Genomic DNA, 20,010 nt, shown 5'->3' with positions numbered 1-20,010 from the left:
TCGTCGAACGCCGCTTCTGCCACCTCAAGCAGTGGCGCGGCCTCGCCACCCGCTACGACAAACTCGCCATCGTCTACCACGCCGCCGCCGTCTTGAACGCTGTCATCGCCTGGACCACGCATTTACGAGACACGGCCTAGGTCGGCTGGTTGCGGTGTGCCAGCCCGGAACGGAGCACGCCGGCGGCGGTGAGCCGTGCGGTCAGCTCGCCGGGCGACAGCCCGAGCAGCGCGGCCAGCGACGGCACGTCGCGGCGGCGCAGCGACAGCACGTCGGTCTCGTAGTCGCCGCGGTCGTGCTGGATGCTGGCTAGGTAGCGCAGCACGACGCTCCACTGCTCGCCGGACAGGCCTTGCAACCGCCGCAAGTCGAGCACCGGGTGCTGCAGCACCAGTTGCGGTAGCGCGTCGCGTTCGACCGCAGGCGCACTGCCGAGCAGCTCCGCCACCGAGGCGCCGTAGAACTCGGCCAGCTCCGCCAACCGCTCGACGGTCAGCGTCCGCGCGCCGGCTTCGTAGCTGGCGATCGTCGCGGCCTTCCACCGTCCCTGGGACTGGCGTTCCACGTCCCGCCGGGTGAGGCCGAGCCGTTCGCGGACGGCACGCAGCCGCCCGCCCAGGTTCATGCCGACGCTGCCCTCGTCGGGCTCCTCGTCCTTGTCCGCCTCGAGCGACGGCGGCGGCTTCAGCGACGCGAGCCGCGCGGGGATGAACAACTCGCCGCGCCGCACCCCGTGCAGAGCGCCGAGCAGCTGCGAGGCGGTGACCGCCTTCGGGATCCAGCCACGGACACCGGCGGCCAGCGCGTCGGCCACCAGGTCGGTCGCGTCCGACATGGTCACCACCACGACCCGCGCCTTCGGGTACGCGGACCGCAACCTGGTCACCACGTCGTCGTCCTGCCCCTGGATGTCGAGCACCACCAGCTCGGGCTCACCCTCGCCGACCTGGCCGAGCAACGTGGTCAGTGTGGACCCGGAAGCGAGAACGTCGAACTCGGCGGTGTTCGCCAAGAGTCGCTCGATGTCTCGCCGGAACGAGAGGTTCCGGTCGAGCACGAGCACCGGCGTCACGCCATTGCCGTCCGTCATACGTCCCTGCTCCTCCTCCGGGGAACGTCAGCTCGTCGGTCGCAGGACCAGCTCATAGATGGTGTCACGGTCGATGCCGCCTTCCGCCCACCGCATCGGTGTTGTCCGTCCGTCGGCCCAGATCTTGCCCTGATCGAAGTAGTGCCGGTCGAGCGTGTGGCCCGAGGCACCGGTCAGGTTAACCCAGCTCGAGTCGTCGAGGTCGCCAAGATCCACGACCATCCGCATCGACGGCACCGAGGTCACCGAGTAACCGTCCAGCGTCGACCAACCGGTGGCGTTGACCACGGCGGAACCACCGCCGAGGCGCAGCGGACCACGGTTGAACAGGGCTTCGACTGCCGCGATGCCCGATGCGCCGAACGACTGGTTTCGAACGGTCAAAGTGTGCAGGTCTCCCCAACGCCATGTGCTCGGATCGGAGCCGAGTGTGCCAGACAATTCGTCATATGCCTCACCCATCGACTGGGCAAGGATGTCATCACGTGTTTCCCGTACGCTAGAGGTACGGGCATCATCCCACCACACGCTGCGCGGCGAGCGCAGCAGCTTCTCCATCACCAGGAACCATCTGGCCTGGCCGTCCGGTCTGGCACCGGCGGGCAGCTGGTCGTGGAAGGTCCTGGCGAGCAGGTGCCGCCAGACGGCGTTGAAGTACGCGGCAGGCGCCGAGTCCGCCTGCGAGTGGTAGTCCCACCTGGTGAGAAGGGCCCTGGCGTGCGTGGTCCCCGCTGGCGGCGCGACCTTGCGCAGGTACGGCACCACGATCGCCGCCGCCGGGTTGAGGGTGTCCAGCTGCATCTGCTCGTTGGCGGTCACCGTCAGCGGATCTTCCGCCTTTGTGATCATCTCCACGATCCGTTGACTGCGAAAGCCAGGATCCCAGTCACGAGTCAGCGAATACGGGTACTTGGCCTCGTCGACGACGGCCTGGTTGGCCGTCACCACGTAGCCCTCCTCGGGGTCGAAGGCGTACGGCATCGCCGCGAACGGCACGTACCCCTTCCACTCGTCCTTGCCGGTCCATCCCTTGGCGGGGGTGGTGCCGTCGTAACCCTTGCGGATCGGCACCTTTCCCGACGCCTGGTAGCCGATGTGCCCGTCCACGTCGGCATAGACGAGGTTCTGCGCCGGCGCGTCGAAGAGCTGCGCGGCCGCCCTGAACTCGTCGAAGTCAGACGCGGTGTTCATCTCGAAGATCGCGTCCGCCGTACGACCGGGTGAGAGCGCGGTCCACCGCAGCGCCACCTCGTACCGCTCGCCGGCACGGCGGGACAGCCGGCCGAGGCCGTCGTCGACACCGGAGAGCAGTGGGCCGTGCCTGGTCGAGCGCACGGTCATCCGCACCGGCTTACCGCCGGCCACCTTGATGACTTCCTTCCTCCTGGTCAGTGCGACCCGGTTGCCGTCGTACTCGTAGAAGTCGCCACGCACCTTCTCCAGGTAGAGGTCGGCGACGTCCGGGCCGAGGTTGGTGAAACCCCAAGCGATACGGTCGTTGTGGCCGATCACCACCCCTGGCACACCGGCGAGGCCGAAGCCCGCGACGCTGTACGGACAGCTCGGGCTGACCGGCGCGCAACGCAACCCCACCTGGTACCAGGTCGACGGCATGGCGGCACCGAGATGCGGGTCGTTGGCGAGGATCGGTTCACCCGACGCGGTCCGCTCGCCGGCGACCGCCCAGGCGTTCGAACCGATCGCGCCGCCGGCCTTTCCGGCCACCGACGAGATGCCGTCGAGCACCTTGCCCGCCTCGGCCAGCGACGTGCGGATCGCTGCGCGTGCCGGCCGCGCTGACCCATCAGCGGCCACCGGTGGCCGCCCCGCAGCGGTCGAGCGCCGCCGGTCGTCGGTGACGAAGGCGCCGCTCCTGACCTTCCCGTCCCCGACGATCGGACGGTGCCGGTCGTACGGGTAGTCCGGGTAGAGCTCAGCCATGCGCTTGTTCGGTAATTGCTCCGGCAACAGCGCCCGCGCCAGCTCCTGGTCGTCGTTGCCGCGCAGCTGCCAGGCCATCACCTTCAACCACGCCAGGCTGTCCACGGGCGTCCACCGTGCCGGCCGGTACGACCTGCCCTGCAGGCCGAGCAACGCGTACTCGGCGCCGAGCGCCGGACCCTCGCGTTGCTCGAGGTACGCGTTGACGCCCTCGGCGTACGCGGAGAGGCCGGTCTGCGCGGCGACGCTGAGCATCTTGTACTCGCGTGCCGCGATGCGCCGCCAGCCCATGGTCCTGAGGTACTTGTCCATCGGCACCGCGCTCTGCCCGAACAGCTCGGCCAGCCGGCCACCGCTGAGGTGGCGGCGGAAGTCCATCTCCCAGAAGCGGTCTTGGGCGTGCACCCAGCCCTGGGTGAAGAACAGGTCCGCGGCGTTCTTCGCGGTGACCTGCGGCACGCCGTACCGGTCACGGTCGACCTGCACGGCATCGCGGAGGCCGGACACCCTGATGGTGCCGTCCCGGTCGGGGAAAGGGAGCTTCACGACGATCACCGCGGCGGCCGTGAGCAGCATGCCGACGACGAGCAGGCCGCACAGCACCCCGTAGCAGACACGACCGAGTCGGCCCACCAAGCGCATGGTCGACCCTCACCCGGCCGAACTCGAGACGACGGGCACCTGGCTCGTGCGGCTCGGCCCGGACCGATTCAGCATGGGCGAGAGCCTAGCCGGCGGTTCCCCCACGTCACTGGGGGCCATGCCCGTCCACCCAGAACGCCGGGGCGATTTGTGGCCCGATGCCGGGATCAGGAAGGATCTGGGCATGTCGGAGATGCTGCTGCCTACCGCACTAATGGTGGGCGCCGGCGTCTTGGTCGTCTCCGTGCTCGCCGTCCGCCTGTCCGGACGTATCGGCCTGCCGGGCCTGTTGTTCTTCCTCGGCCTCGGCCTGATCCTGGAGCAGACCGGGATCTCCATCCACGACCCGAGCCTCGCCCAGGGCCTCGGGCTCGCGGCGCTGGTGATCATCCTCGCGGAGGGCGGGTTGACCACGTCGTGGCCGCACATCCGTACGGCGATACCGGCGGCCGTGGTGCTCGCGACCGTCGGGGTGGTCGTGAGCATGTTCGTGGTCGCCGCGGCCGCGCACTTCCTGGTCGGGATGGACTGGCGGCTGTCGCTGGTGCTCGGCGCCATTGTCTCGTCCACCGACGCCGCCGCGGTCTTCTCCGTGCTCCGCAGGCTGCCGCTGCCGCCTAAGCTCGCCGGCGTGCTGGAGGCGGAGTCCGGCTTCAACGACGCGCCGTGCGTCATCCTGGTCATCGCGCTCAGCGCCACGGGGCCGCTGCCGAGCACGTGGTACCTCGCCGTGGACGCGCTCTTCCAGCTCACCGTCGGGGCGGTCATCGGCATCGGGGTCGGCTGGCTGGGCGCGAAGATGGTGCGCCGGATGGCGCTGCCGGCTACCGGTCTCTACCCGCTGACGGTGCTCGGCCTCACCGTCGGCGTGTACGGGGTCGCGGTGCTGCTGCACGCGAGCGGCTTCGTCGCCGTCTACCTCGCCGGCGTGGTGCTCGGCAACGCGAGGCTGCCGCACGGACCTGCCACCCGTAGCTTCGCGGAGAACATGGGTTGGCTCGCGCAGATCGGGTTGTTCGTGATGCTCGGTATCACCGCGTTTCCCGAACGGCTGCCCGGCGCCATCCTGCCCGCGCTGCTCGTCGGCGTGGGCCTGCTCGTCGCGCGGCCGCTCGCGGTCTTCGCCTCGCTGCTGCCGTTCCGCCGGCCGTGGCGGGAGCACACGTTCCTCTCCTGGGCCGGCCTGCGTGGTGCGGTGCCTATCGTGCTCGCCACCATCCCGGTCACCTCGGGGGTGGCCGGCAGCGACCGGCTGTTCGACGTGGTGTTCGTGCTCGTGGTGGTGTTCACCGTGCTGCAGGCGCCGACGCTGCCGTGGGTGGCAACCAAGCTGGGCGTCGCGTCCCGCGCCGAGCCGGTGGACCTGGAGGTGGACGCGGCGCCGCTCGAAGACATGCGCGCCGACCTGTTGCAGCTGAGCATCCCGCCAGGCTCGAAGCTCGCCGGCATCGAGGTGTTCGAGCTGCGGTTGCCGAACGGTGCCGCCGTCACACTCGTGGTACGCGACGGCGCGGGCTTCGTCCCGCGGCAGGACACCATCCTGCGCCACGGCGACGAGCTGCTCGTCGTCGCGACCAACGAGGCGCGGGAAGCCACCGAACGCCGGCTGCGTGCGGTCAGCAAGCGCGGCAAGCTGGCCCGGTGGTTCGGCGAGCAGGGCAGTTAGCCGGCGCCGGTGAACAGGGTGCGGGAGTGCAGCAGCCGGTGCCGCAGCGCGGCGAGGAACAGCTGATCCGCGTCCGGCACCGGGACCAAACCCACCGCATCGTCGTACGGGTCACGCCGCTGCAGCAGGCCGAGCCAGTGCACGTCGCGGTACGCCTCGCTGAGCAGACCGCCGACCGTGTGGTGGTCGACGGGCTGGCCGTTGGCCAGCCGCCAACCGCTCTCGTCGAGCACCTGCAGGCACACGTCGACGATGTCGTCGAACGTGCACGGCTCGTCGTCGAGGAGCGCGGCCAGCAGGATGTCCCAGACGGCCACGGCGGCGTGCGCGCCGCTCGACGCGCGCCGGCCAGGCACCGGCACGAGCGCGCCGGCGACCTGGCGCCAGAGCCTCGTCACCTTCCCCAGCGCGTCGCGGCCGGCCGGCGCGAGCACAAGTCGCTTCGCCTGCGTCCGCACCAGACCGAGCCGTTGCGCGACCGTCCGCAGGTAGTACACCGGCGGCACGTCGCGCTCGCGCGCCGGGCTCGCGACCAAGTCGTCCGCCAACCCGACCTCGTCGACGCACCGCGCCACTGCGTCCGGCTTCAGGTAACCGGAGTCGGTGAGCGGCACGCCGCCCTCGACGAAGGCGAGGAACCGCTGCAGCCGCCGCAGCAGCCGCTCGGCCGCCGCCGGCTCGGCCGCCGGAACCGCCTGCGCCATCTGTGGCTCCAGCCGGGCGAGCAGCCGCTGTCCGGTCAGTGACCCGCCGCTCCTCGCCCAGGCGAGCACCCGCTCCGCGACGATGCCCTCGTACGGCGCGCGGCCGTCGAGCTCCGGCCGGCCGGTGGCGAGCACCCGGTTGGTGATCTCCTCCCTGCGCTGCAACCAGCCCGCGCGCTTGGGCGTGTACTCACCGACCTGCACCGCGATCTCCAGCGCGTCCGCCACCAGGACGTACGCGGTCGCCTCGCTCGGGCCGCACTGCGGCGCCCACGACAACAGCTCGGTGTCCGGTGGCTGGATCCCCGACCTGGTCAACGCGCCACGAACCTCGTGCCGCAGTCCCGCATCCGACCGCGCGGCGCCGGCCAGCACGTCCCTGGTCTCCTCGCCGCGCGCGATGTCCGCGTACCGCCGCAGCGACATCAGGTCGAGGAGCGCAGCGAGCCCGTCGACCACCCGTGCCGGGGAGTCCACCGAGCGGTCACCCGGCAGGTCCAGCCAGCAAAAAGCCTGCACCCGCCACTGGGAGACGAGGCCTGCGTCGTCGCTGCCGTCCACCCGTTGCCAGGCGAGCTCAGCAGCCGTGGCCAGATCGGGGTCGCGCCGCCGCAGCTCAGCGAGTGCGGTCGTCACGCATGCCTTCATACCGGCAGCCTCGCACGCGCAACCGATCGCCGTAACCCACCCGGGCGGGATTTGGGAGTGTCAGTCCTCGACGGCCGCCGGCGTACGGCGGCCGAACAGGTTCACGCCGTACATCTGCAGGACCTGCTCGCCGTCCTGGTTGTGCAGCTCCCAGGAGAACTTCACCGTGCCGCGGTCGGGCACCTTACGCGACGGCCGGACCTCCTCCACCCGGATCCGGGCGCGCAGCGTGTCACCTGGCCGGACGGGCTGCAGCCACCACAGCCCGTCGACGCCGACGCCACCCTGGCACGACGTCTCGTGCAGGAACCCGTCCACGTAGAGCCGCATGAAGATCGACGCGGAGTGCCACCCACTCGCCACCAGGCCGCGGAACGGCGTCTGCTGCGCCAGCCCCTCGTCCAGGTGGTAGTCCTGCGGGTCCCACTGCTGCGCGTAGTCGACGATGTCCTCGGCCGTGACCTTCCAGGTGCCGAGCTCGTACACCTGGCCGACGGCGAGATCCTCGAAATAGAGCACCAGTCAAAGTTACCGGCTGGCACGCCCGCGACCCGGTAGTGCGCGAGGTGATGCTCAGCTCATTTCGCCGTCACGCCAGCGGTTCCGTGGCCGGCAGCACCCCGAGGTCGACGTCGGCGAGGCCGTCGGCGACGAGGAACTGCCTGATCCGTTCGCGGAACAGCTGGACGTGCCTGGTGGCCACCTCCTCCGCCAGATCCGGGTCGCGCGCGGCGTACGCCTCGACGAGCTCGGTGTGGTCGCGCCTGACCTTGGCGAAGTGGTCCTCGAGCGTCGACCACTCGTCCCGGCCGCCGAACGCGAGGTACCCGAGCCGCTGGCCCTGGTCGTGGATCCGGTACGCCAGCCCGCAGAGGTACTCGTTGCCTGCGGTCGCCGCCTCCAGCCGGTGCAGCTTGGCGTTCGCGTCGGCGATGCCGGGGGGATCGTGGGCGTCGATGGCCGCGCTGACGGCGGCGTCCGCCTCCCGCAGCTGGGCGAGCGCCGTGTCGGTCGCCCGTACGGCCACCAGCCGGGCCACCGACTTCGCGACGACGATGTGCGCCTCGAACAGCGCGGTGATGTCCACCAGGTCGAGCGGACGCACCACGAACCCACCGCTGGCGCGTACGTCCACCAGCCCCTCGGAGGCGAGCAGGAACAGCGCCTCGCGCACCGGTGTGCGGCTGAGCCCGAGGTCGCGGCTGAGCTGCAGGTCGTCGATCTGCTTGCCCGGCGCGAGCTGCAGCGTCATGAACCGGTTACGGATCTCTCCGTACGCCCGCTCCATCAGGGTTCGTTGCCGCCTGGTCACGGAGGAAATGCTTACACACGCGACGCACTTGCCAGACACTGCCTCGCCGTGTTTGTATTTTCATCAAATACGGACCGGGGTCAGGTAACCGCACCGGTCGTGAGCAGCCCCTCACCGACGAGCAGGCGCAGCCGCGGGCCGTTCCCGACACACCAGTCGAGAAGGAAAGGCTGATCCCTCCATGACCAGCCAGTAACCGACAGCCGTGCCGCCTGCCGTGCTGAGGAAGGTCGTCGTCGCCGCCTCGGTCGGGAACTTCGTCGAGTGGTTCGACTTCGCCGTGTACGGCTTCATGGCGACCATCCTCGCGGGCGAGTTCTTCGCCAGTGACGACCCGACGGTCGCGCTGCTCAACACGTTCGCGCTGTTCGTCGTGGCGTTCGCGCTGCGGCCGCTGGGCGGGGCGATCTTCGGCCTGCTCGGCGACCGCCTCGGCCGCAAGAAGATGCTCTCGCTCACCATCATCCTGATGGCCGGGTCGACCACCGCGATCGGCGTGCTGCCGACCTACCAGACCGTGGGGCTCCTCGCACCGTTGCTGCTCTGTCTCGCCCGCTGCGTGCAGGGTTTCTCCGCCGGCGGTGAGTACGCGGGGGCGTGCGCGTTCGTCCTCGAGCACAGCCCGGTGGACAAGAAGGCGCGCTACTCCAGCTTCCTGCCGGTGAGCACGTTCTCCGCGTTCGCGTTCGCGGCCGTGGTCGCGTTCGTCTTCGCGGCGACGCTGTCGGACGCCGCGATGAGCGCGTGGGGTTGGCGCATCCCGTTCCTCGTCGCGGCACCGCTCGGCATCTTCGGGTTCTACATCAGGATGCGCCTGGACGAGACGCCCGCTTTCGCTCTCATCGAAGAGCACGGCGAGAAGGTGCAGGCGCCGCTGCGCGAGACGCTGCGGACCCAGGCGACCACCATGATCCGGCTGTGCGGCTTCGTCGCCGTGACCGCGCTCGCGTTCTACACCTTCACCACGTACATGACGACCTACCTCCAGGTCGTGCTGAAGATGGACCGCGCGACCGCACTCTTCTCCAACGTGGCCGCGCTGCTGTTCGCCGCCGCACTCGCACCGCTCGTCGGGCGGCTGTCCGACCGCATCGGCAGGAAGCCGACCATGTGACGGCCTGCGTCCTGCTCGCGGCGCTCGTGTTGCCTTCGTACTGGCTCACCGGGCAGGGCGTGGGCATGGCCATCGTCGGCCAGTGCCTGCTCGCGCTCGGCGCGGTGACGTCGAACGTGGTGACGGCGGTGCTGCTCGCCGAGCTGTTCCCGACACGCGTGAGGTACACCGCGTCGGCCATCACGTACAACGTCGGCTACGCGCTCTTCGGCGGCACCGCGCCGTACATCGCGACTTACCTGGTCTCCCGTACGGACCAGCCGCTCTCGCCGGCCATCTACCTGCTCGCCATCGCCGTGCTCGGCCTGGTGGCCGTGCTGACCCTGCCGGAGACGGCGAACCGGGCACTGACCGAGGATCCCACAGACGACACCACCCGAGTGGAGGCCGTCCGATGACAGAACCGGTGCTGTTCAAGGACTGCCGACTGATCGACGGCACCGGTGGCGACCCGGTCGAGCGCGCCTCGGTGGTCGTCGACGGCGGCCGGATCAGCGAGGTGGTCACCGGCGCCGCACCGAACGGAACGTTCGCCCGCACCGTCGACTGCGCCGGCAGCACGCTGCTGCCCGGCCTCATCGACGTCCACGTGCACCTGGGCGCGATCGACGTCAACGTGGTCGAGCAGCACCGCCGCTACCCCACCAGCCTCGCGGCCATGAAGATCGCCAGCATCGTCCACGACACCCTGCGCCAGGGCTTCACCACCGTAAGGGACGCAGGCGGCGCCGACTGGGGTTTCAAGGCTGCCGTCGAGCAGGGCCTGGTCGACGGGCCCGACCTGTACGTCGCGGGACGGCCGCTGTCGCAGACCGGCGGACACGGCGACTTCAGGACCATGGCGGAGACCGGCGACCCGCTGTCGTGCTGCCCGGAGCTCGGTTACGTGATGCGGGTCTGCGACGGCCCGGACGCCGTGCTGCAGGCGGCGCGGGAGCAGCTGCGCCTCGGCGCGGACCACGTGAAGGTGATGGCGAGCGGCGGCGCCATGTCGCCGACCGACTCGCTGGAGTCGGTGCAGTACACCCCGGAGGAGATCCGCAGCGCCGTCACCGCGGCGCGAAGCGTCGGCACGTACGTGATGGCGCACGCCATCGCACCAGAGGCGATCCGCAACTGCGTCGAGGCGGGCGCGCGTTCGATCGAGCACGGCAACCTGATCGACGACGACACCGCCAAGCTGATGGCGGAGTACGGCACGTTCCTGGTGCCGACGCTGTCGGTGTACCAGAACCTGGTCGAGGACGGCGAACGGTACGGCGTGGCCGCGAACAGCCTGGCGAAGGCGAAGGCGGCGCTCGAACGCGGCTTCCAGGCCGTCGAGACCGCGCATCGCTTCGGCGTACCGCTCGCGTCCGGCTCCGACCTGCTCGGCGAGGCCGCGGCCGGCAAGGCCAGGGAGCTGGAGCTGAAGGCCGAGGTCATCGGCGCGAACGCGGCGATCGTCTCGGCCACTCGCACCAACGCCGAGCTGCTCGGGCTGGACGCGGAGATCGGCACGGTGGAGCCGAACAAGCGCGCCGACCTGCTGCTCGTGGACGGTGACCCGCTCGCCGACCTCGGCATCCTGCGCGACCCGGGCAAGCTGCGCATGGTCGTAAAGGCCGGCCGGGTCGTCGACGGCGGCTGACCGTCCTGGCCGAGACAGCTCGGGGGTACGTGGTCCAGGATGGGACCAGTGCCGACGAGTGGGAGGCCAGCGTGCGCGTCATCGTCATCGGGGCGGGTGTGATCGGGCTGACCTGTGCGACGCGCCTGCTCGACGAGGGGTTCGACGTCGACGTGGTGGCGCGGGACCTGCCCGAGGAGACGACGTCCGCGGTGGCCGCGGCGATCTGGTACCCGTACCTGGCCGAACCGGTCGACAAGGTGACCGCGTGGTCGGCGACGAGCTACCAGCGGTTCATCGAGCTGGGCAAGACCGACCCGGACACCGGCATCAGGATGCGCTGGGGCACCGAGCTGCACCGGCTGCCGCAGAGCGCGCCCGAGTGGGCGGCCTCCGTACGCGGCTTCCAGCGCGTCTCGCCACCGCCCACCGGCTTCCGCGACGCCTGGCGGTTCGAGACGCCGGTCATCGACATGGCGATCTACCTCGACTGGTTGAGCAGGCGGATCACCGAGGCGGGCGGGCGGATCACCCGGATGGCGCTGCCCGGCATGCCGAACCGGGCCCCGCTGGTGGTCAACTGCAGCGGGCTGGCGGCGAGGTCCCTGGTCGGCGACCTCGACCTCACTCCCGTACGCGGCCAGGTCGTGCGACTGTCGCAGGTCGGGCTCACCGAGTGGCTGCTCGACGCGTCCGCCGGCGGCGAGACGTCGACGTACGTCGTGCCGCGGATCAACGACATCGTCGTCGGCGGCACGGCCCAGCACGGCGACTGGAACCGGCGGCCGGACGCCGACACCGCCGCCGAGATGCTGCAGCACGCCCGCGCGCTCGTACCCGAGCTCGCCGAGGCCGAGGTACTCACCCACCGGGTCGGCCTACGGCCGAGCCGGTCGACCATACGCCTGGAGACCGAGCACACCCCGGACGGCACCGGCATCGTGCACTGCTACGGCCACGGCGGCGCCGGCGTAACCCTCTCCTGGGGCTGCGCCGACGAGGTCGCAGCCAAGGTCCGCAACCTGGTCACTACCTGACCGGGGCGTGCAGGAGCGGGAGCACGACGTCGTCCACTATCTGCACGATCACCTCGTCGGGCACCGACCCGACGAACAGGAAGTGGTGCCGCAGCAACGCCTGGCCGGCCTCCAGCCGGCGCTGTATCAGGGCGTCAGGTGACACCTCGCCGCGCCGCACTCCCCGTTGCGCGATCTCGCGCACCACGCGCACCCCGTTGCCGCGGGCACGCTCGCGTATCTCCGCCCCGCGCTCCGGGTCGCGCAGCGCGTCGCTGAGCACCACCTTGAACGCCTCGCCCACCGGCCCGCCGAGCTGCTCGTTGATGCTGCGGAACGCGGTGAGCAGGTCGCCGCGCAGCGAGCCGGTGTCCGGCACGGTGTCCTCGCTCGGCAGCATGTGGTAGACGGCGTCCATCACCAGCTCCAACCGGCTCGGCCAGCGCCGGTAGAGCGATGCCTTGCTCGCCCTGGCCCGCTCCGCGATGCGCTCCATGGTCAAAGCGGCGAAGCCGCCCTCGACGAGCTCCGCCAGCGCGGCCTGGTAGATCGCCGTGTTGAGCGCCTTACCGCGCCGCCTGGGCAGCTTCCGGTGGTCGACGGCGTCCGTCGCGTTGTTGGTCATCACGCCTCCTCGCCGTCCGCCGGCAGCACCTGGCCGCGGTCGCCGTCGACGGTCACCAGCTGCCCGTCGGTCAACGTGCTGGTGGCGACACCGGTGCCCATGATCGCAGGCAGTCCGTACTCCCGCGCTACGATCGCCGCGTGCGACGCTGGCCCGCCGGCGTCCACCACGACGGCCGCCGCGCGCTGGAACAGCGGTGTCCACGCCGGGTTGGTGTACGGGCAGACGAGCACCTCGCCGCTGCGCAGCGCGCCGAAGTCCGCCGGCCCGTGCACGACACGCACCGGGGCCGTGACCCGGCCGCCGCAGGCCGGCGTGCCAGAGACGAGGGCGGTGCCGACGACACCCCGGTCCGGGTAGACGGCGCGGGGGTCGATCATCCGCACCCCGGCGAGCTCGTCCCGTTTGGCTGCGCGCGTCACGACGGCGGCACGCAGCCGCTCGCCCGCGGCGCCGCCGAGCGACGCCTCGTCCTCGACCACCTCCAGCTCGTCCAGCTCGAGGTGGAACACGTCGAACGGCTCCCTGACCACGCCGGCGGCGGTGAGCCGCCGGCCCAGCTCGAACAGCGTGCGCCGCAGGATCGGCAGCGGCTTGGTGAAGTGGAAGTGCGTGTCCTCCCGGCACGCGACGCCCGCACAGGCGCTCGCGACCCACCGCCGCACGCGTCGCTGCAGGTTCAGCCGCCGTACCAACGGCCGCGCGAGCAGCTCCGCCAGCGCCGGCTCAGCCCGGTCGGCAGGCGCGTCGCCGGCCTGCTGCTCGACCAAGACCTTCACCAGGTCGAGCACCGTCTCGGGCGCGTCCTGCCAGGTCGGCTGCGAAGCGAGGATCGGGCTGACCGTCTCACGGTGCCCGTACTCGGCGAGGAACGCGTCCAGGGCGGTCTGGAAGTCCGCGAACCGCTGGTCCGTACGCAGTGCGTCGCGCAGCTCGGTGGTGTCGAGGTCCGCGAACGCCTGCCGCAGCTGCGAATCGGCGCGCACCTGGGCGGCCAGCTCGTCGAGCGCGTCGTTGGTCTGCGACGTGGTGGTCGGCGAGATGAGCAGGTCCGACATCGCGCCCCGGAAGCCGAACAGCATGAGCGCCAGCCGCAGCCGCAGCAGCGCGACGCCGGCCGACGGCAGGTAGTCGATGCGCAGCACCGTGACGTACTCGACGAGCGCCAGCGCCTCGCGGACCATGCCGACGAGCTGCCGCCACGGCAGCGCCCGGACGTCGCGACCGGCCAGCTCCGCCTTGCACTCCAGGTACTCGGCGTACCGCGGGTCGCGCATCCAGGCCGCCGAGTCGTACCGCCTGGCCCTGCGCAGCAGCAGGAACGGCGCGGCGAGCGTCTTGGGGCTCGGGTGCGGCTGCGGCGGCACGATCCGGTACACCACGCCGTCCTCCTCGTACAGGGCGGACAGCAGATCCATCCTTATGTTCAGGCTGGCGAAGACCCGGTTCATCATGCCCAGCGGCCCGTGCACCATCCACGTGGTCACGTCCAGCGGGTACGGGCGCACCGGCAGGTAGTCGAGCAGGATGGTGCCGGCCCGCCGCTGCACCCGGTTGAGCCGCAGCGGCGGTGGCGGCAGCGCGGTCATCGGGCGGGCCTGCAGCAGGTAGACCTGCCCACCCACCACCGCCCACTCGGTGTCCTGCGGACGGCCGAAGTGCGCCTCCACACCCACGCCTAGCTTCGCCAGCTCGCGCAGCACTGCATCGGGCAGCCGCTGCGCCTCCGCGCTGGCGGACTCGTCGTGTGTGACGCCACCGTCGGCCGCAGTGCGGATGACGACCTCCGCGCGGCCAGGCGTCCACTCCTGCACCGCTCCGCCTCGGTCGAGTACGTAGTGGTCGGGGGTGACCAGCCCGGAGACGACCGCCTCGCCGAGGCCTGTGCTCGCGTCCACGACCAGTTCGCCGCGCTCCCCCGTCACCGGGTTGGCGGTGAACAGCACGCCCGCGGTGTCCGCGTCCACCATCGCCTGCACGACCACGGCGATCCGCACGGCGTGTTGGTCGACGCCGCGTCGCTCGCGGTACGCGATCGCGCGGTCGGTCCACAGCGACGCCCAGCAGTCGGCCACCGCCGCAAGCAGGGCGTCCTCGCCGTTGACGTTCAGGTAGGTGTCCTGCTGCCCGGCGAACGCCGCGCCCGGCAGGTCCTCGGCGGTCGCGCTCGACCGTACGGCGACCGGCCCGCCACCGAGCTCCGCGTAGCCCGCGCGGACGGCCTCGCGTACCTCGTCAGGGACCGCCGCGGCGGCGAAGGCCGCCCGGATGCCGGCACCGTCGTGCTCGCCCGCGGCCAGCCGGTCGGCGATCGCGCAGGCCAGGCCGGCCCGCTCGACGACCAGCGCGTAGGCCTCGGTGGTGACCACGAAACCACCGGGCACAGGGAAGCCCTGCCGTACCAGCTCCCCGAGGTTGGCGGCCTTGCCGCCGGCCAGCTCGAGGTCGTCGCGGCCGAACGCGGCCAGCCCTGCGACGAGCGGACCGTCGCTGCCGGCATCGCGACCCGCTACCTGGTGCGCGTGGATCTCAGTCATGACGCTCGGCCTCCTTGGCTTCCTTCGAGTCGACGTGGGCAGTAGTACGCAGCGGTCGGGCTGGCAGCAGCAGGGTGAGGAGGAACGCCACGGCCATCAGCGGAGCGACGTAGCCGAAGACCGGCGGCACCGCCGCACCGAAGGCGTCGCTGACGACCTCGCGCAGGCCGGTGGGCAGCCGGTCGATCGCCTTCGGCGACAGCCCGCCGTCGCCGAGTCGCCGCATGGTAGCCGCGGGCACCCGGTCGGCGAACCGCGAGGTGATCAGCGCACCCACCGCGGCCACCCCGACGGAGCTGCCGATCTGGCGCAGGAACGTCACCGTCGAGGTCGCTGCGCCGAGGTACTGGTACGCGACGGTGTTCTGCACGGCCAGCACCATCACCTGCATCACCAGGCCGACACCGAGGCCGAGCACCAGCATCGCGACGGCGGCGTACCACCGCGAGCTACCGGCGTGCAGCAACGCGAGCATGCCGAGCCCGGCGGTCGCGACGGCCGTGCCGACCACGGGGAACGGCTTGTACTTCCCGTACCTGGTGATCAGCCGACCGGAGCCGGTCATCGTCACCAGCACGCCGGCCATCAGCGCGGTCACCAGCAGGCCGGCCGTGGTGGCCGAGGTGCCGAGCGCGATCTGCAGGAAGGCCGGCACGTAGCTCACCGCACCGAACAGCGCGAACCCGAGCAGGAAGCTCACCGCGACGGGGATGGCGAACGCGCGGTCGCGGAACAGGTGCAGCGGCACGATCGGCTCGGCCGCGACGCGGGCGCTGACCAGCCAGCCGACGATCCCGGCGGCGGTGGCGACGGCGAGCACGGCGAACAGCCAGCCGGGTCGGTCGGACCGGCCGGCCGCGTCGGTGAGCAACACCAGCCCGACGACGGCGAGCGCCAGCGCGGCGGCGCCGCCGTAGTCGACGCGCGGGCGGTGGCTCGGCCTGGGCAGGTGCAGGGTGGCCGTCACGGTCAGCAGCGCGAGCACGCCGATCCCCGGGTACAGCCAGAAGATCCACCGCCAGGTGAGCTGGTCCACGAAGAAGCCCCCGACCAGCGGGCCGGCGACCGCCGCGACCACGTACGCGCCGCCGATGATGCCGAGGACCCGGCCGCGTTCGCGCGGGCTGACGATCTCGCCGATGATCGCCTGGGCGCCGATCATCAGGCCGCCACCGCCGACGCCCTGCACCACGCGCGCGGCCACCAGGGTCGGCATCGAGGTGGCGAACGCGCACCCGACCGCGCCGAGCACGAAGATGCCGATCGCGACCTGCATCACCGGCTTGCGCCCGAACAGGTCGCCGAGCTTGCCGTAGAGCGGCATCACCACGGTAGCGGCCACCAGGTAGCCGGTGACGACCGCGGGCATCTGCTCGATCCCGCCGAGGTCCGCGGCGACGGCCGGCAGCGCCGGCGCCATGATCGTCTGGTCGAGCGCGCCGAGGAACATGGCGAGCATCAGGCCGGGCAACACAGCGCCGAGCCGCGGGCCGGCCACACCCGGACTGCCCGCGACGCCTGCCTCGGCCGGTCGACGCACCATGCCCCCCCTTAGAGAACGTACCGTTCCCTAAGAAGGGTACTCTTCGACGTTAAGAAACGCAACGTTTACTATCTGGTCGTACGGCGTTCGCCAGCGCAGTGCCCGCGCATCACCGGCCCCGGCCGGGGTATGCTTAGCAGTCGAAGGCGCAGAGTGCTAGCGCCCAGAACGTACGAGGAGGGCCCTGTGCCGACTTACGCCTACGCGTGTGCCGACTGCACCGAGCAGCTCGAGGTCGTCCAGCGGATCACGGACGACGCACTGACCCAGTGCCCCACGTGTGGCGGTGGTCTCCGCAAGGTGTTCCAGCCGGTCGGCGTCGTGTTCAAGGGGTCGGGCTTCTACCGCAACGACAGCCGGTCCACGACCAAGACCAACGGTTCCTCGAAGAACAGCGGCGACAAGGACTCGGGCAAGACGTCGAGCAACGAGTCGAGCAGCTCGTCCGGTTCGAATGAGAGCTCCGGCTCGTCAAGCTCGTCCAGCAGCAGCTCGGACAGCTCGAGCTCGTCCACCAGCAGCACGACGAGCACCAGCAAGGCCGCTGCCAGCTAGTCGCGTCCTAGTCGCGAAATCGGGCTGTGGACGGCCCGCCGGCGACCGGTTGGCTCCGCTACCGTCTCCGGCATGACGACAGCGAACACTCCCGTGGCCGACGTCGGTGTCATCGGCGGCACCGGCTTCTACACCCTGCTCGAGGACGCCACCGAGACGACCGTCGACACCCCGTTCGGCGCGCCGAGTGACCCGATCACCGTAGGCACGGTCGGCGGCCGGCGGGTCGCGTTCGTCCCCAGGCACGGCCGTGACCACCGGTTCCCGCCGCACAAGATCCCCGCACGCGCGAACCTGTGGGCACTGCGGTCGCTTGGCGTACGCCAGGTGCTGGCGCCAGCGGCGGTCGGCTCGCTGCGGCCGGAGCTCGGCCCCGGCACCCTGGTGGTTCCCGACCAGCTCGTCGACCGTACGTCCGGCCGGGAGTCCACCTTCTACGGCGAGGGCGGCGCCGTGCACGTGTCGTTCGCCGACCCGTACTGCCCTGCCGGTCGGGCGGCCGCGCTCGGCGCGGCGCGCGGGGTGGCCTGGGAACCCGTCGACGGCGGTGCACTCGTCATCATCGAAGGGCCGCGGTTCTCCAGCCGGGCCGAGTCGCAGTGGCACGCGGCGCAGGGCTGGTCCATCGTCGGCATGACGTCGCTGCCCGAGGCGGCGCTCGCCCGCGAGCTCGCGCTCTGCTACACCGGCCTCGCCCTGGTCACTGACCTGGATGCCGGCGTGGAAACCGGCACCGGCGTCACCCAGGCGGAGGTCTTCCGCGCGTTCGAGAAGAACGTGGGCCGGCTGCGGGAGCTGGTACTCGGCGTCGTCACCGCATTGCCGGCCGAGCGCGACTGCCCGTGCGCCGACGCACTCGCCGGCATCCAGCTGCCGTTCGAGCTGCCGTAGGGAACGCCATGGCGAAGCGTGCCACCGCGCGCCAGTGGCGCCGGGCGGTGAGCAGACACCGGCGGCTGCTGGCCGCCGTGCTGGCTGCGGCCGCGATGACGGCGGCGCTCACCGCACTGCGCCCGGCCGCGGACCCCACCGTCGACGTACCCGTCGCCGCGAAAGACCTGGCCGCCGGGGCGCGGTTGCACGCCGCCGACCTGGACGTACGGGCCCTGCCGGCCGCCGCCGTGCCCGCCGCCGCCCGGACCGACACCGCGCAGCTCGTCGGGCAGGTGCTCGCCGGCCCGATCCGCAAGGGCGAGTCGTTCACCGACGTCCGGCTGGTCGGCGCGTCGTCCGTCGCCGGTTACGGCAAGGGCACCGTGGGCACGCCGGTACGCATCGCGGACCCCGGCGTCGCGGCCCTGCTGCACCCAGGCTCGGTCATCGACGTCCTCGCCGTCCCGACCGCCGGCGGGCTGGAGGCGACCGGCCCGGCGAAGGTGGTGGCCAGCAAGGTGCGCGTGCTCGCGGTGCCGGAGACCAGCAACACCGACAGCGGCAACGGCACCCTCATCGTCGTAGCCGCCACCCAAACCCAGGCGAAGCAGCTAACCCGCAACGCCGCCGACACCCGACTCTCGATCACCCTCCACGGCCGCTGAATCCCTGCACGCCACCGGCCAGCCCCAGCCGCCTGAAGATCGGCCGCGCGGACCCTCCGCGCCGCGGACCGACCACCCCGCCAGCGGCAGCAGCGGCATCCCGCCGCCGGACCGACCACCCCACCAGCGACAGCCAACGGCACCGCCATCGCGGCCACCACCACCCGGACGCCGCCGAACCAGCCCACCCACAGCACCACCAACGACCCTCGATCACCCTCCACGGCCGATGAATCCCTGGACGCCACCAGGCACCACCCGGCCGCCGGAATATGGGCAGCCAGCCGAGTGCGCGGACCCTCTTGCCGGCGACCGACCACGCAGCAGCCGAGCGCAGATGCCCGCCGGCGGAACCTGGACCACGCCACCGGCGGCAGCAATAACACCACGCAGCAGCCGAATGCAGATGCCCGCCGGCGGAACCTGGACCACGCCACCGGCGGCAGCAATAACACCACGCAGCAGCCGAATGCAGATGCCCGCCGGCGGAACCTGGACCACGCCACCAGCGGCAGCAATAACACCACGCAGCAACCGAGCGCGAATGCCCCGCCGGCGGAACCTGGACCACGCCACCAGCGGCAGCAATAACACCACGCAGCAACCGAGCGCGAATACCCGCCGGCGGAACCTGGACCACGCCACCAGCGGCAGCGATGGCACCCATCGCGGCCGCCGCTCCCAGGCCCAGCCGAACCAGCGCAGTGCCGCCGACGCCAGGTGCGGGCGCCGTACACGGTCGGTGAGTCATCTCGTTGTTGCTGTGCGCCATCTTCGCCGGTGGAGGGACCGGTTATGGTCGGTCTCGCACAGGACGACAACGAGAAAGGGTAGGTATGAAGGGTTTCCGCGACTTCATCATGCGCGGCAACGTCGTCGACATGGCCGTAGGCATCGTGATCGGTGCGGCGTTCGGCGCGGTCGTGACAGCACTCGTGGACGGGTTCATCGACCCATTGATCAAGGTCTTCACCGGCGGTGGTGAGGCCGGTGGCCGGTTCATGGTGAACGGCGTGCCGTTCAACTACGGCGCGTTCATCTCCGCGATCGTCTACTTCTTGCTGGTCGCGGCGGTGGTCTACTTCCTCATCGTGCTGCCCGTCAACAAGCTGCGCGAGCGCGTTCAGCGGGGCGAGTCGCCCGCCGAACCGGCCGAGGACGTCCAGCTCCTCATGGAGATCCGCGACGAGCTCAAGCACCAGCGCGAGCAGTCCGCCCCCTGACGCCCATCGCACCAGCCGCCCCGACCCTGCACCCCAACCTCGGACCCATCGTGGAGGTGGTCGGGCGGCGCTAGGTGGCCGTGACCGGGCCACCAGCACCCACGCCGCACCTAGATGGTTGATTCCTTGGTCAGTGGTCGTAGGCGGTTAGTGATCGTTTGCTGGTGACAACGCCGGTGGTCCAGTTGGTCCAGATGCCGGAGGTGAGGGCGAGGAGTCGCTGGGCGATGCGGGTGAAGACTCCGGT

The 20,010-nt window shown here is 71.0% G+C and carries 17 protein-coding genes and 1 pseudogene; 9 read left to right on the top strand and 9 right to left on the bottom strand.

What is annotated here, in order from left to right; all coding sequences use genetic code 11:
• A partial coding sequence (locus GEV07_27145; GenBank protein ID MQA06237.1) for a transposase occupies positions 1–140 on the top strand: 140 nt, incomplete at its 5' end.
• Here GEV07_27145 and GEV07_27140 read toward each other — a convergent pair.
• Positions 137–1,090, bottom strand: coding sequence for a helix-turn-helix domain-containing protein (locus GEV07_27140; GenBank protein ID MQA06236.1), 954 nt, complete (start codon positions 1,088–1,090; stop codon positions 137–139). The genes GEV07_27145 and GEV07_27140 overlap by 4 nt on opposite strands.
• Positions 1,091–1,117: 27 nt before the next feature.
• Positions 1,118–3,673 carry a penicillin acylase family protein gene (locus GEV07_27135; protein MQA06235.1) on the bottom strand — a complete coding sequence of 852 codons (2,556 nt, stop codon included), beginning with the start codon at positions 3,671–3,673 and terminating at the stop codon, positions 1,118–1,120.
• 214 nt (positions 3,674–3,887) lie between these two features.
• Between GEV07_27135 and GEV07_27130 the strand changes: the two genes are divergently transcribed.
• Complete coding sequence (locus GEV07_27130) at positions 3,888–5,339, top strand: potassium/proton antiporter (GenBank protein ID MQA06234.1); 1,452 nt, start codon at positions 3,888–3,890, stop codon at positions 5,337–5,339.
• Here the strand turns inward: GEV07_27130 and GEV07_27125 are convergent.
• The 3 genes from GEV07_27125 to GEV07_27115 all read right to left on the bottom strand — a co-directional run bounded on the left by GEV07_27125 (position 5,336) and on the right by GEV07_27115 (position 7,979).
• Positions 5,336–6,679: a hypothetical protein gene (locus GEV07_27125; GenBank protein MQA06233.1), complete on the bottom strand. Its 1,344-nt coding sequence runs from the start codon at positions 6,677–6,679 to the stop codon at positions 5,336–5,338. The genes GEV07_27130 and GEV07_27125 overlap by 4 nt on opposite strands.
• 72 nt (positions 6,680–6,751) lie before the next feature.
• Positions 6,752–7,213 carry a dehydratase gene (locus GEV07_27120; GenBank protein ID MQA06232.1) on the bottom strand — a complete coding sequence of 154 codons (462 nt, stop codon included), beginning with the start codon at positions 7,211–7,213 and terminating at the stop codon, positions 6,752–6,754.
• Between the two features lie 67 nt (positions 7,214–7,280).
• Complete coding sequence (locus GEV07_27115; protein ID MQA06231.1) at positions 7,281–7,979, bottom strand: FCD domain-containing protein; 699 nt, start codon at positions 7,977–7,979, stop codon at positions 7,281–7,283.
• Positions 7,980–8,295: 316 nt separating this feature from the next.
• On the opposite strand from GEV07_27115, the pseudogene GEV07_27110 reads away from it, so the two are divergent.
• The 3 genes and pseudogenes from GEV07_27110 to GEV07_27100 all read left to right on the top strand — a co-directional run bounded on the left by GEV07_27110 (position 8,296) and on the right by GEV07_27100 (position 11,763).
• Positions 8,296–9,515 (top strand): annotated as a pseudogene (locus tag GEV07_27110) (MFS transporter).
• A complete protein-coding gene (locus tag GEV07_27105) occupies positions 9,512–10,747 on the top strand; it encodes an amidohydrolase family protein (GenBank protein ID MQA06230.1) in 1,236 nt (411 codons plus the stop codon). Before GEV07_27110 ends, GEV07_27105 begins: the two are co-directional and overlap by 4 nt.
• 71 nt (positions 10,748–10,818) lie before the next feature.
• Positions 10,819–11,763 carry an FAD-dependent oxidoreductase gene (locus GEV07_27100; protein ID MQA06229.1) on the top strand — a complete coding sequence of 315 codons (945 nt, stop codon included), beginning with the start codon at positions 10,819–10,821 and terminating at the stop codon, positions 11,761–11,763.
• On the opposite strand, the gene GEV07_27095 is transcribed toward GEV07_27100, so the two are convergent.
• The 3 genes from GEV07_27095 to GEV07_27085 are packed head-to-tail and all read right to left on the bottom strand — an operon-like array spanning position 11,756 to position 16,447.
• A complete protein-coding gene (locus GEV07_27095; GenBank protein ID MQA06228.1) occupies positions 11,756–12,367 on the bottom strand; it encodes a TetR family transcriptional regulator in 612 nt (203 codons plus the stop codon). The genes GEV07_27100 and GEV07_27095 overlap by 8 nt on opposite strands.
• Positions 12,367–14,904 (bottom strand): phosphoenolpyruvate synthase, encoded by a 2,538-nt coding sequence (locus GEV07_27090; GenBank protein MQA06227.1) that lies wholly within the window; start codon positions 14,902–14,904, stop codon positions 12,367–12,369. Before GEV07_27090 ends, GEV07_27095 begins: the two co-directional genes overlap by 1 nt.
• Positions 14,897–16,447 carry an MFS transporter gene (locus GEV07_27085; protein MQA06226.1) on the bottom strand — a complete coding sequence of 517 codons (1,551 nt, stop codon included), beginning with the start codon at positions 16,445–16,447 and terminating at the stop codon, positions 14,897–14,899. The genes GEV07_27090 and GEV07_27085 overlap by 8 nt, the downstream gene beginning before the upstream one ends.
• A 186-nt stretch (positions 16,448–16,633) precedes the next feature.
• On the opposite strand from GEV07_27085, the gene GEV07_27080 reads away from it, so the two are divergent.
• From GEV07_27080 to mscL, 4 genes are all read left to right on the top strand, one after another.
• On the top strand, positions 16,634–17,002 hold the full coding sequence (locus GEV07_27080; protein ID MQA06225.1) for an FmdB family transcriptional regulator: 369 nt from the start codon (positions 16,634–16,636) through the stop codon (positions 17,000–17,002).
• A 72-nt stretch (positions 17,003–17,074) separates the two neighbouring features.
• A complete protein-coding gene (locus GEV07_27075; protein MQA06224.1) occupies positions 17,075–17,893 on the top strand; it encodes an S-methyl-5'-thioadenosine phosphorylase in 819 nt (272 codons plus the stop codon).
• 8 nt (positions 17,894–17,901) lie between these two features.
• On the top strand, positions 17,902–18,540 hold the full coding sequence (gene cpaB / locus GEV07_27070; GenBank protein MQA06223.1) for a Flp pilus assembly protein CpaB: 639 nt from the start codon (positions 17,902–17,904) through the stop codon (positions 18,538–18,540).
• Between the two features lie 836 nt (positions 18,541–19,376).
• A complete protein-coding gene (gene mscL / locus GEV07_27065) occupies positions 19,377–19,763 on the top strand; it encodes a large conductance mechanosensitive channel protein MscL (GenBank protein MQA06222.1) in 387 nt (128 codons plus the stop codon).
• Positions 19,764–19,893: 130 nt separating this feature from the next.
• Here the strand turns inward: mscL and GEV07_27060 are convergent.
• Positions 19,894–20,010, bottom strand: a 117-nt coding sequence (locus GEV07_27060; GenBank protein MQA06221.1) for an IS982 family transposase, incomplete at its 5' end; no start/stop codon positions are given.

The sequence above is a fragment of the Streptosporangiales bacterium genome (genome assembly GCA_009379825.1).
Taxonomy (GTDB): Bacteria; Actinomycetota; Actinomycetes; order Streptosporangiales; family WHST01; genus WHST01.
The sequence above is the reverse complement of the archived record's forward strand: the minus strand, read 5'-3'. Positions and strand labels throughout refer to the sequence as shown.

Excerpts from the sequence above, each read along its gene's own strand:
- GEV07_27095 (MQA06228.1), bottom strand. The coding sequence starts at position 12,367 with ATGACCAACAACGCGACGGACGCCGTCGACCACCGGAAGCTGCCCAGG.
- cpaB (MQA06223.1), top strand. The coding sequence starts at position 17,902 with ATGGCGAAGCGTGCCACCGCGCGCCAGTGGCGCCGGGCGGTGAGCAGA.
- GEV07_27085 (MQA06226.1), bottom strand. The coding sequence starts at position 16,447 with ATGGTGCGTCGACCGGCCGAGGCAGGCGTCGCGGGCAGTCCGGGTGTG.
- mscL (MQA06222.1), top strand. The coding sequence starts at position 19,377 with ATGAAGGGTTTCCGCGACTTCATCATGCGCGGCAACGTCGTCGACATG.
- GEV07_27090 (MQA06227.1), bottom strand. The coding sequence starts at position 14,904 with ATGACTGAGATCCACGCGCACCAGGTAGCGGGTCGCGATGCCGGCAGC.
- GEV07_27140 (MQA06236.1), bottom strand. The coding sequence starts at position 1,090 with ATGACGGACGGCAATGGCGTGACGCCGGTGCTCGTGCTCGACCGGAAC.
- GEV07_27115 (MQA06231.1), bottom strand. The coding sequence starts at position 7,979 with ATGGAGCGGGCGTACGGAGAGATCCGTAACCGGTTCATGACGCTGCAG.
- GEV07_27130 (MQA06234.1), top strand. The coding sequence starts at position 3,888 with ATGGTGGGCGCCGGCGTCTTGGTCGTCTCCGTGCTCGCCGTCCGCCTG.
- GEV07_27105 (MQA06230.1), top strand. The coding sequence starts at position 9,512 with ATGACAGAACCGGTGCTGTTCAAGGACTGCCGACTGATCGACGGCACC.
- GEV07_27075 (MQA06224.1), top strand. The coding sequence starts at position 17,075 with ATGACGACAGCGAACACTCCCGTGGCCGACGTCGGTGTCATCGGCGGC.
- GEV07_27135 (MQA06235.1), bottom strand. The coding sequence starts at position 3,673 with ATGCGCTTGGTGGGCCGACTCGGTCGTGTCTGCTACGGGGTGCTGTGC.